Origin of the sequence: Ruminococcus sp. N15.MGS-57 (assembly GCF_000980385.1) — a bacterium.
In the GTDB taxonomy this organism is placed as follows: domain Bacteria; phylum Bacillota; class Clostridia; order Oscillospirales; family Ruminococcaceae; genus Hominimerdicola; species Hominimerdicola aceti.
In genome coordinates this window covers 22,466-31,947 of sequence record NZ_LARF01000037.1, presented here as the reverse complement: position 1 = coordinate 31,947, position 9,482 = coordinate 22,466, and the positions used below count along the sequence as shown (strand labels likewise).

The window sequence follows — 9,482 nt, the reverse complement described above, 5'->3', positions numbered from 1 at the left end:
CTAGTTTTTTCATAACCCTGTAAAGACTTTCAAGACAGCGTGTATACCCTTGTTTCCTGAGACGATGCCATAGTTCGGGAAGCTCAAGTGTCGGGTTCCGTTTGTGATACCTTTTGATAAGATCTATTTCTTCCTTGGTATGCTCATTGGGATGATGATGCGGTCGGCGTGATTTAACTGCAAGGGACTCCACACTTCCGTCCCAGCGTTTCAGCCAGAAATATATATATGAACGTGATTTATTGTATTTTCTGCTCGCTCGGCTCACTCCATATTTCTTTGCGTAATTCATTAAGGATTGACGAAACTTCATATCTTGTGTTATACTATTCATGAGAGATAGGCTTCCTTTCTGATTTGTATTTGTGTGGTAACTTTATTTTATCAGATTTTTGCCTATCTCTCTTTTCTTTTTTCTTAATTTTGTCCAATATCTATTGTAGCACTACATCTATTGTAGCACTACAGACACATATCCACTTGACTTATAGGCTCAAATGTAGTATAATGTAAAAGTTAAGGCGGTTTTCTGCCTGTTAGTAAGACGATTTTTTCGGAAAGGAAATGGATAATAAAATGGCTAAAGCTAAAAAAATAACGGCTGCTCTTACTGCCGCATTGCTTTGTACTGCGAGCCTTACCGCTTGCTCGGACACAAGCTATGTGATGACAGCAGGTGACAGCAAGATAAACGCAGGTATCTACATTTATAATGAGCTTACAGAAATGTCATATCAAATGACGATGATGTATTATCAGAAGGGCATCAAAAAGGACTATTTCGATCAGAAGGTAGACGGAAAGGCATTTGACGAGTATCTTTCAGATTATGCTCTCACTGCAACTAAGGAGTATGCGGCTGTAGTTGACAAGTTCAACGAGCTTGGACTTACTCTTTCAGATGAGGATATAAAGTCCATTAATGACAGCATAAGCAGCACATGGGATTCTCAGGGCGAGTTTTACGAGTCAGAGGGTATCTCAAAGGAATCTGTAAAGCTTGCACTCAAAGGCTCTAAAATGAGAGAAGAGCTTTTTGATCACTACTATGCAGAGGGCGGCGAGGAAGCCGTTTCAGACGATGAAATGGTGAAGTATCTTGATGATAACTACCTGAGATATAAATCCATTTCCTTTGCAAAAACTAAAGCATCAACTGATTCTTCATCATCAGCCACCGATTCTTCTACAGACTCAGCAGACGCTGCAAATGAGGAAGCCAAGGCAAAAAGAGATGAGTTCCTTGAAAAGGCTCAGGGAGTTTCGTTTGACGATTTCGACAGCATTATAGACGAGTACAACGACTATGTTGCTTCAAAGAAAGCCTCAGATTCAAGCTCCGCCGCTGACAGCGATTCATCAGCCGCAGACAGCAGCACGACTTCTGACGACACTTCTTCTGTAGCAGAGAGCGACACAAGTTCCACAGCTTCCGACGATACATCTTCTGTATCTGACAGCACAGCAGATTCAAGCACAGCAGCGTCAGATACAGATTCTTCCGCAGACAGTTCTTCTTCTGCACCTGACCCGTATGCAAATGAAAAGATGATGAATTACGGCACAATGGACGATTCACAGAAAGACACTACAAACGGCAAGATACTCAAAGAAGTAAGCGGTATGAGCACAGACGTTGCAACAGCTTATGAGGACGATAACGCATATTACATTCTTATCAAGGGCGATGTTAAGGACAGAGATACAGAATATGCCAAGGACAATCATGAAGATCTTCTAAAAGAAATGAAGAGCGATGAATTTCAGAAGAAATTAACAAGCTGGGTAGAAAAGCTTGACATCAAGGTGAACAACAAGGCCATAAAGCGTTACACACCGAAAGTGGTCTACGATAAGCAGACAGAGTATTACAGCAAGAACAATAATTCATAGCAGATAAAATTACCGCCGCAACCGAGTTTGGTTGCGGCGGTTTTGTCATGTTGACAAATCCTTCAGTTTCATCCTTGCCCAATTGTAGCACATAAGGAGAAAATCCCAAAATGTGAACACATTCACATTTTATCAACAGAAGCCACTTTTATGCATTATTTTTTTGCGAGTACAATGCCCAACATATTATGGCTTTATAAAACAAAGAGCTGCGCTTCTTTAATGAAACGCAGCTCTTATGCTTATATTTTTATTATAAAGACGAAATGCACTGTGAATATGCCACAATATTTAGTCAACAACACATTCCACAACAGCACAAGGCGGAATATTCAGCTTTAACACATTGTCCTTGATGACTGCCGTATGCTCGGTAATGCTCACTCTGTCGGGACAGTCGAAGTCGTTATAGCTGTGTGCCTCATTTGTAAGTATCCTGCAAGAAACTGATGATGCTTTAAAACCGAAAATGCTGCATTCAACAGCAGCCTCTTCCGTAAGCGAACAGTTTGCGACGGTAACGGTCATACTCTTTTCGTTCACCGATGCGGAAACCGAGATCATCGGAGCATTTTTACCTTCCGACATATTTTCGTTCTGCGTATAGCAGTAAACTGCCTCGTTGTTTTGGTGTGTTTTAAAAAGGTCGAAAACGTGATATGTAGGCGTTTTTATCATCTTATCGCCCTCTGTAAGAATGACAGATTGGAGAACATTCACCGCCTGCGCAAGGTTTGCCATTACAACACGGTCGCTGTGTCTGTTAAAAACATTCAGCTCTATTGCAGCAACGATAGCATCACGCATTGTATTCTGCTGATATAAAAATCCCGGGTTCGTACCCTCTTCTACCTTATGCCAACAGCCCCACTCTCCTATTACAAGTCCTATTTTCTTTTCGGGATCATAGCGGTTCATTATCTCCGAATGTCTTGTGATAAGCTCATCGGAAAAGTTCGCTGCAGCTATAGTTTTATAATAAAGCTCATCGTCAAAATCGGTGGCAGACTCCATTTCGGGCCATACCGGCATCGTATAATAATGCAGGTCGATAGCATCAACATTATTGCTGTCAAGATTTTTCATCATGACTTCTGTCCAGTTATAGTCGGCAGAGCTTGAACCGCAGGCTATTCTGTAAAGTCTGTTTCCCGAATAATTGTGGCAGAATGTCTGATACCTTTTATAAACGTCGGCGTAATATTCGGGACGCATATTTCCTCCGCAGCCCCAGTTTTCATTGCCGATACCGAGGTATTCGAGTTTCCACGGCTCGGCTCTGCCGTTCTTCTTTCTCTGCTCTGTGAGAGGTGATTCCGCATCTGAGGTCATATATTCTATCCATTCGGATAATTCACGAACACTGCCGCTGCCAACATTGCCGTTTATATAAGGCTTGCAGCCAACAAGCTCACAGAAGCGCATAAATTCGTGCGTGCCAAAAGAATTATCCTCCGTAACTCCGCCCCAGTTCGTGTTCACGATCTTTCGGCGCAGAGATTTTTCGCCGATACCGTCCTGCCAGTGATATTCTTCTGCAAAGCAGCCGCCGGGCCAGCGGAAAACAGGAGCTTTTATATTTCTGAGCGCCTCGATGATATCATTCCTTATTCCGTCTGTATTCGGAATAGGTGAATTTTCACCCACATATATACCATTGTAGATACATCTTCCGAGATGCTCGGAAAAATGTCCGTATATCTCGGGAGAGATATGTCCGAGCCTGTCGTCTGCATTTATTACCATTGATATTTTTTTCATGTTATACCTCCGTAGCATGCTGAATTATAATATTATAATACTAAGTCAAGAAATCCTCATATTTCAATTACAGATGATTCTATGGATAGCAAAAGCTGTGCATACAAGCTGAACGATATTTTTATCAGCCGTTTTAAGCTTGTTCTTGAAATTATCAATGCCAATGATTTTTTGACCAGCAAGACCGAAAGTGAGCTGTTTGAACTTTACAATAAGATGCTCGATCTTGATGTTCATCACTACATGACAGGCACAAAGGGCGGTTTTGTCATATCCGAAATTCACTTATGATACCTAGTATTAGCACTTATCTGAAAGGCCCTGTAAACCTGTTCCAAAAGCATTATCCTTGCAAGCTGGTGCGGAAATGTCATCTCCGACATTGATAAGCGCAGGTCAGCTTTCGCCTTTATCTCAGGGGAAATGCCAAATGATGAGCCTATTATGAAATTCACTGTGCTGAATCCGTTCAGACCACATTCGCTGAGCTTTTTGGACAGCTTTTCACTTGAAAGCTGCTTGCCCTCAATGCACATTGCAATATTGTATGCGCCCTTGATGTCAGTGTAGCCTTTCATGGCTTTCGCCTCGTTTTCAAGCGCCGCCGCTATCTCCTTTTCAGAAGGGTTGTCAGATAACCTCGACTCGTTCAGCTCAACTATTTCAAGCTTGCAGAACGCCCCCAGCCGCTTTGAGTATTCCGCCGCTGCGTCACGCCAGTATTTTTCTTTCAGTTTTCCAACTGTAATAAGATTTATCCTTATCAAAATGCCACCGCCATTCCGCTGCCCTCAGGCTTTGCTATATGTAAAATATAGTCGCTGTTGCGTTCGTAATCCCCAAGTGCTCCCACAGCCGAGTTTTCAGCCTGAAAAGGCGTGTTGTTTTCCTGACTTAAATGCCCTAAAATAAATTTATATGTACCTGCTGTCATAAGCTTTTTTAGCTGTTCTCCGCAGGCAGAGTTTGAAAGGTGTCCGTGGTCTGAAGCGATGCGCCTTTTCAGCTCGTATGGATAAGGTCCATTTTTCAACATTGACTCATCATAATTTGACTCCAGCAAAACAAGGTCAGAACCGCTCAGGTGCATATCCACCTCATTTGTAACAGTGCCGAGGTCGGTGCATACGCACACCTGCTTGCCGTCAGGGGTCTTTATCTGATATCCACAGCTTGCAGGGGTATCATGAAATGTGGCAAAACCTTTTACGGCATAATCTCCTATGCACACTTCATTGCCGTCCACCTCGTTGACATCACAGGCAGGGTCTATTTTGCCGTCAGATACAAGTATCTCAAGATTGGTCTTTTGGGCAAATACAGGGATATGATATTTCTTCGTGAGAACTTTAAGCCCCGAAACATGGTCTGAATGTGTGTGTGTGATAAAAATTCCCTGTATCACAGCAGGGTCGATGTCGTTAGCTTTCAAAGCCTCACAAAGACGTTTGCAGGAAACTCCTGCGTCAACAAGTATCCCGCCGTCACTGTTGCCGATAAAAGAGCTGTTGCCCTTGCTTGATGAAAAAAGTGGATATATCCTTGCCATAACTAATTCCTTTCAAAAGTTTTCAGAAGATACTCTGCAACGCCGTTCTCCTCATTTGTGCCTGTCACCTGGTCGCAGCCTTCAAGCACCTCTTTGCATGCGTTTTTTACCGCCACTCTTTTATCAGCCGCCTTGAACATAGGCAGATCGTTGGTGTTGTCGCCAAAAGCCGTGACAAAGTCAAAGCCGTAATTCTCACGAAGATACCTCACGCCTCGCTCCTTAGAAGCCGCCGAAGAGAACACTTCAAGATACCAAAGCTTGGGGTCATAAACATCATAATAGTATGTGATGTTCAGCTTTTCATTTTCTTTAAGAGCGTCATACAGCGGTACAAGTTTTTCTTTTTCTGCAATAAATGTGAAGTATATCACATTGTCGATGTACTGAGAAAGGTCACTGACCTGCGTGAAAGACTTATAATATTTCTCTCTGCGTTCGTTGTAAAAGCTCTTCATTGCAGGAGAAATAAGCCTCTCATATCTTGTGGAAAGCTGGTTATCTGAAACCGAGTACATAAAAGGCTCTAAACCAAGCCCTTTTGAAAGACCTATGATAAGACCGCAAAGCTCCCTGGAAAGGCTGTTTATCTTGACGTATTTTTTCTCCGCCATATCATAAATAAGCACGCCGTTCATAAGTATCACGGGAAGCTTCAGGTCAAGCCCCGAAAGTATTTTTCCTGCGGAAGCAAGCGTCCTTGCAGTGGCGGCAGTGAAGTTAAGCCCCTTTGCCATGAGCCTGTTCAAAGTGTCTCTTGTGAACTCCGTCACCTCTGCATTGCCGTTAAGCAGCGTTCCGTCAAGGTCGGAAATAAAAAGCTCCATATCATGTCCTCTCAAATGCTGTAAAAAAACGGCGGCAAATAATATGCCGCCGCAGTGTTATCAATATTAATCAGCCGCTAAGCTCCATTTCGTTAGCGTCAGGCTTGTAAACACGCTGAATGTCAGCTCCAAGCCCTCTGAGTTTCTCATCTATCTTTTCATATCCTCTTTCGATGTAGAAAATATTGTCTATCTCAGTCGTTCCCTCAGCCGCAAGACCGGCAATGACCATTGCCGCACCTGCTCTCAGGTCAGTTGCCACAACAGGAGCACCTTTGAGCTTGCCAACGCCCTGTATAACAGCCACCTTGCCGTCAACAGAAATGTCAGCGCCCATTCTTCTAAGCTCAGCCACATATCTGAATCTGTTGTCAAAAATATCGTCTGTAACGATGCTCGTACCCTCTGCAAGTGTCAGCAGTGTTGAGAACTGCGGCTGCATATCAGTAGGGAAGCCAGGGTGCGGCATAGTTTTTATAGAAGTTTTCACGAGCGGACCGTCTACCCAAACATGAACGCTCTCGTCGCTTTCCTCAACGTTTACGCCTACCTTGCGTAGCTTTGCTGTGATAGACTCAAGGTGTTTAGGGATAACATTTGCGATAACAACGTCGCCCTTTGTGGCAGCCGCCGCTACCATATAAGTGCCTGCCTCTATCTGGTCAGGGATAGTCGCATAGGTAACGCCTTTGAGGTAATCAACGCCTCTTATCTTGATAACGTCTGTACCTGCACCTCTGATATCAGCACCCATTGAGTTAAGGAAGTTCGCAAGGTCAACGATATGAGGCTCTTTCGCCGCATTTTCGATTATAGTAAGCCCCTTTGCCTTTACAGAGGCAAATATTGCATTCATAGTTGCGCCAACTGTAACAAAGTCAAAGTATATCTGATTGCCCACAAGCTCATCCGCTGTGACATGATTAGCTCCGTTCACTATCTCGTCAGACGCACCAAGCGCCTTAAAAGCTTTAAGGTGCTGATCTATAGGTCTGTCGCCAAGGTCACAGCCGCCCGGCATCGGAACAAAAGCCTCGTGAAATCTTCCAAGCAGTGTGCCAAGAAAATAGCATGACGCTCTCATGGTTCTTGCAAGTTCATATGGCACTTCAGGCTTTTCAATGCCCTTTGTGTCAAAATATATAGTATTTTTATCTAAAAGTCTGACCTCTGCGCCCATTTCACGCAGGATCTTCATGCACTTAGTTATATCGCTTATCTCAGGCACGTTCTCAAGAACGCACGGCTCGTCGCACAGGATAGTTGCCGCAACCAATGCAACAGCAGCGTTTTTTGCACCGCTTATCTGCACAGTACCATGCAGCGGCTTACCTCCATGTATAACAAACTTCTCCAAGTTTACACACTCCTTAACGAGATTGTCGGCTTCTCTCTCTGCCGACGCTCAGATTATTATACCACAGCCACAGGCAAAATAAAAGCAAAAAGCAAGAATTTCAACGATTTGGTTAAAATCATTTAACATACACCCAAGCAATCGTTAAATCTGCCCATATAATGCAGGCTATGGCGGTCTATAAAAAGAACGAATGTTCACATACTCTTAACAATAGAATATCCAACTCTTATATTTTAACACACCCCATTCAAAAAATCAATAGTGAATAAGGATATTTTGATAAATTTTCGACAATTTTTTCGGCTTTTTAGGCGAAAATTACAGCAATGTTACAACTGTACGAAATCTTGTACCTTATTGTAACCTTGCTGTAATATTTAAGTACAAAAAATCAGACACTTGCTGTTTGCCTTGACGAAAAAGAACGGCTGTGGTATACTCATAACAACAGATATACTGTAAAAAGGGGAGTGCGGCAGTGGTAAAAAGAAAGAATCTCATATGGGCGGCAGTTTTTGCGGCTGTTATCGCTGCGTGCCTGATATTTATTTTCCTCACAGGTGGAAAGAGCGGAGAAAATTCTGCCGAAATATATGAAAACGGCAAGCTCATAAAGACAGTTTCTGACCTTTCCCCCGATAAGGAGTATTCCTTTGAGATAAAGACAGAAAACGGCACTAATACCATAACCGTTGGCGAGGGAAGCATTTGGGTGTCTGTCGCAGATTGCTCGAACCAGACCTGTGTTCATGCAGGAAAGATATCCCACGCAGGACAGACTGTCATTTGTGCACCGCACAAGCTTGTGATAAAAATAGTCGGTGAGACCTCTGCTGACGCTGTGATATAGGGGTGGAAGCATGAAAATATCAGTACAAAAAATCACCCTCATAGGAATTTTTACCGCCTTGTCACTTATCATTTTCATGGTTGAAGCACAATTCCCTGTTATGCCCATAGGCGGCATGAAGCTTGGGCTTGCCAATATCGTCACAATGGCAGCAATGCTTTTTATTGGCAGAAAAGAGGCAGGCTTGGTGCTGCTTTTGCGAATAATCCTTGCGGCAGGGCTTTACGGAACTGTGGTGAGCTTTGCGTTCTCACTTACAGGCGGAATTTTAGCGTATCTCGCCATGTGCATTGCGGTTTCGAGAGTTGGTGAAAACCAGCTTTGGGTGACATCAGTTTTTGGTGGGTTTTTCCATAACATAGGTCAGCTTTGTGCGGCGGCAGTGATATCAGGCACATGGGCGGTGTTCAGCCTTTTGCCTTATCTCATAATAAGCGGCATTCTCACAGGCACGCTCAATGGTCTTATCCTCCAAAGATTGTGGAAGTCGCCACTTAGAAAATACAGCATAAAAAGATAACAGCGGCGTCAGGGGCATACCTGATGACCGCTGTTTTGTTCTATAGTCAGTTTAGCCAAAAACAGACTTTTCACAAAGTGGCATTTCTACATTTTCGCCTTGTGAGAAATAGGTGAAAACTCAGCGTTTTGCTTGCATTTGACCGAAAAATATGGTATAATTAATTGTTATAATAGGGTCATTATAGGATAGCGTTGAAATTGAACGGAGGAGTGGATTTGAGAATACTTGGTATCGACCCGGGCTATGCCATTGTGGGATTCGGAGTGCTTGAATACAACAGCGGAAAATTCACTGTTGTTGACTACGGTGCAATAACCACTTCTTCGGATATGGATTTCAACAGACGGCTGAAAGTCATCTATGATGATATGACCGAGATAATAACTACCTATAAGCCTGATGAAATGGGAATAGAAAAGCTGTTTTTCAATACCAATGAAAAGACCGCCATTGACGTTGCACAGGCAAGGGGAGTGACCCTGCTTCCTGCCATAATAAGAAATATTCCAATCTATGAATATACGCCTTTGCAGGTGAAATGCTCCATAGTCGGCTATGGACGTGCCGAGAAAAAGCAGGTGCAGGAAATGACAAAGACCATGCTTCATCTTAAAGCTATCCCAAAGCCTGATGATACAGCGGACGCAGTGGCTATTGCTATAACTCATGGGCTTTCGGTGAACACAAGGCGTGTTATGAAAAATTTTGAGGAGAAATAA

Annotated in this window: 10 protein-coding genes and 1 pseudogene; 4 read left to right on the top strand and 7 right to left on the bottom strand. The window is 43.3% G+C overall.

Annotation, left to right across the window (positions count from 1 at the left end; genetic code table 11):
• Nucleotides 1-292, bottom strand: a pseudogene (locus tag WS40_RS11565) (IS481 family transposase); the annotation flags it as partial.
• Between the two features lie 284 nt (nucleotides 293-576).
• On the opposite strand from WS40_RS11565, the gene WS40_RS08275 reads away from it, so the two are divergent.
• Complete coding sequence (locus tag WS40_RS08275; protein WP_046441655.1) at nucleotides 577-1,893, top strand: hypothetical protein; 1,317 nt, start codon at nucleotides 577-579, stop codon at nucleotides 1,891-1,893.
• A gap of 291 nt (nucleotides 1,894-2,184) precedes the next feature.
• On the opposite strand, the gene WS40_RS08270 is transcribed toward WS40_RS08275, so the two are convergent.
• From WS40_RS08270 to WS40_RS08245, 6 genes are all read right to left on the bottom strand, one after another.
• Complete coding sequence (locus tag WS40_RS08270; RefSeq protein ID WP_046441654.1) at nucleotides 2,185-3,654, bottom strand: alpha-N-arabinofuranosidase; 1,470 nt, start codon at nucleotides 3,652-3,654, stop codon at nucleotides 2,185-2,187.
• Between the two features lie 63 nt (nucleotides 3,655-3,717).
• On the bottom strand, nucleotides 3,718-3,891 hold the full coding sequence (locus WS40_RS11560) for a hypothetical protein (protein WP_325208494.1): 174 nt from the start codon (nucleotides 3,889-3,891) through the stop codon (nucleotides 3,718-3,720).
• Nucleotides 3,892-3,935: 44 nt separating this feature from the next.
• On the bottom strand, nucleotides 3,936-4,421 hold the full coding sequence (gene rlmH, locus WS40_RS08260) for a 23S rRNA (pseudouridine(1915)-N(3))-methyltransferase RlmH (protein ID WP_046441652.1): 486 nt from the start codon (nucleotides 4,419-4,421) through the stop codon (nucleotides 3,936-3,938).
• Nucleotides 4,418-5,203, bottom strand: a complete 786-nt coding sequence (locus WS40_RS08255; RefSeq protein WP_046441651.1) for an MBL fold metallo-hydrolase — start codon at nucleotides 5,201-5,203, stop codon at nucleotides 4,418-4,420. The genes rlmH and WS40_RS08255 overlap by 4 nt, the downstream gene beginning before the upstream one ends.
• Nucleotides 5,204-5,205: 2 nt before the next feature.
• Nucleotides 5,206-6,030: an HAD family hydrolase gene (locus WS40_RS08250; RefSeq protein ID WP_046441650.1), complete on the bottom strand. Its 825-nt coding sequence runs from the start codon at nucleotides 6,028-6,030 to the stop codon at nucleotides 5,206-5,208.
• Between the two features lie 70 nt (nucleotides 6,031-6,100).
• Entirely contained in the window at nucleotides 6,101-7,387 is a 1,287-nt protein-coding gene (locus WS40_RS08245) for a UDP-N-acetylglucosamine 1-carboxyvinyltransferase (protein WP_046441649.1), read from the bottom strand.
• A gap of 481 nt (nucleotides 7,388-7,868) precedes the next feature.
• Here WS40_RS08245 and WS40_RS08240 point away from each other — a divergent pair, with 481 nt between their 5' ends.
• The 3 genes from WS40_RS08240 to ruvC all read left to right on the top strand — a co-directional run bounded on the left by WS40_RS08240 (nucleotide 7,869) and on the right by ruvC (nucleotide 9,482).
• The gene (locus tag WS40_RS08240; protein WP_181982652.1) at nucleotides 7,869-8,240 is read left to right on the top strand and encodes a NusG domain II-containing protein; all 372 of its coding nucleotides are present in this window, start codon (nucleotides 7,869-7,871) and stop codon (nucleotides 8,238-8,240) included.
• A 10-nt stretch (nucleotides 8,241-8,250) separates the two neighbouring features.
• Complete coding sequence (locus WS40_RS08235) at nucleotides 8,251-8,760, top strand: Gx transporter family protein (protein WP_046441648.1); 510 nt, start codon at nucleotides 8,251-8,253, stop codon at nucleotides 8,758-8,760.
• Between the two features lie 218 nt (nucleotides 8,761-8,978).
• Entirely contained in the window at nucleotides 8,979-9,482 is a 504-nt protein-coding gene (ruvC, locus tag WS40_RS08230) for a crossover junction endodeoxyribonuclease RuvC (RefSeq protein ID WP_022287459.1), read from the top strand.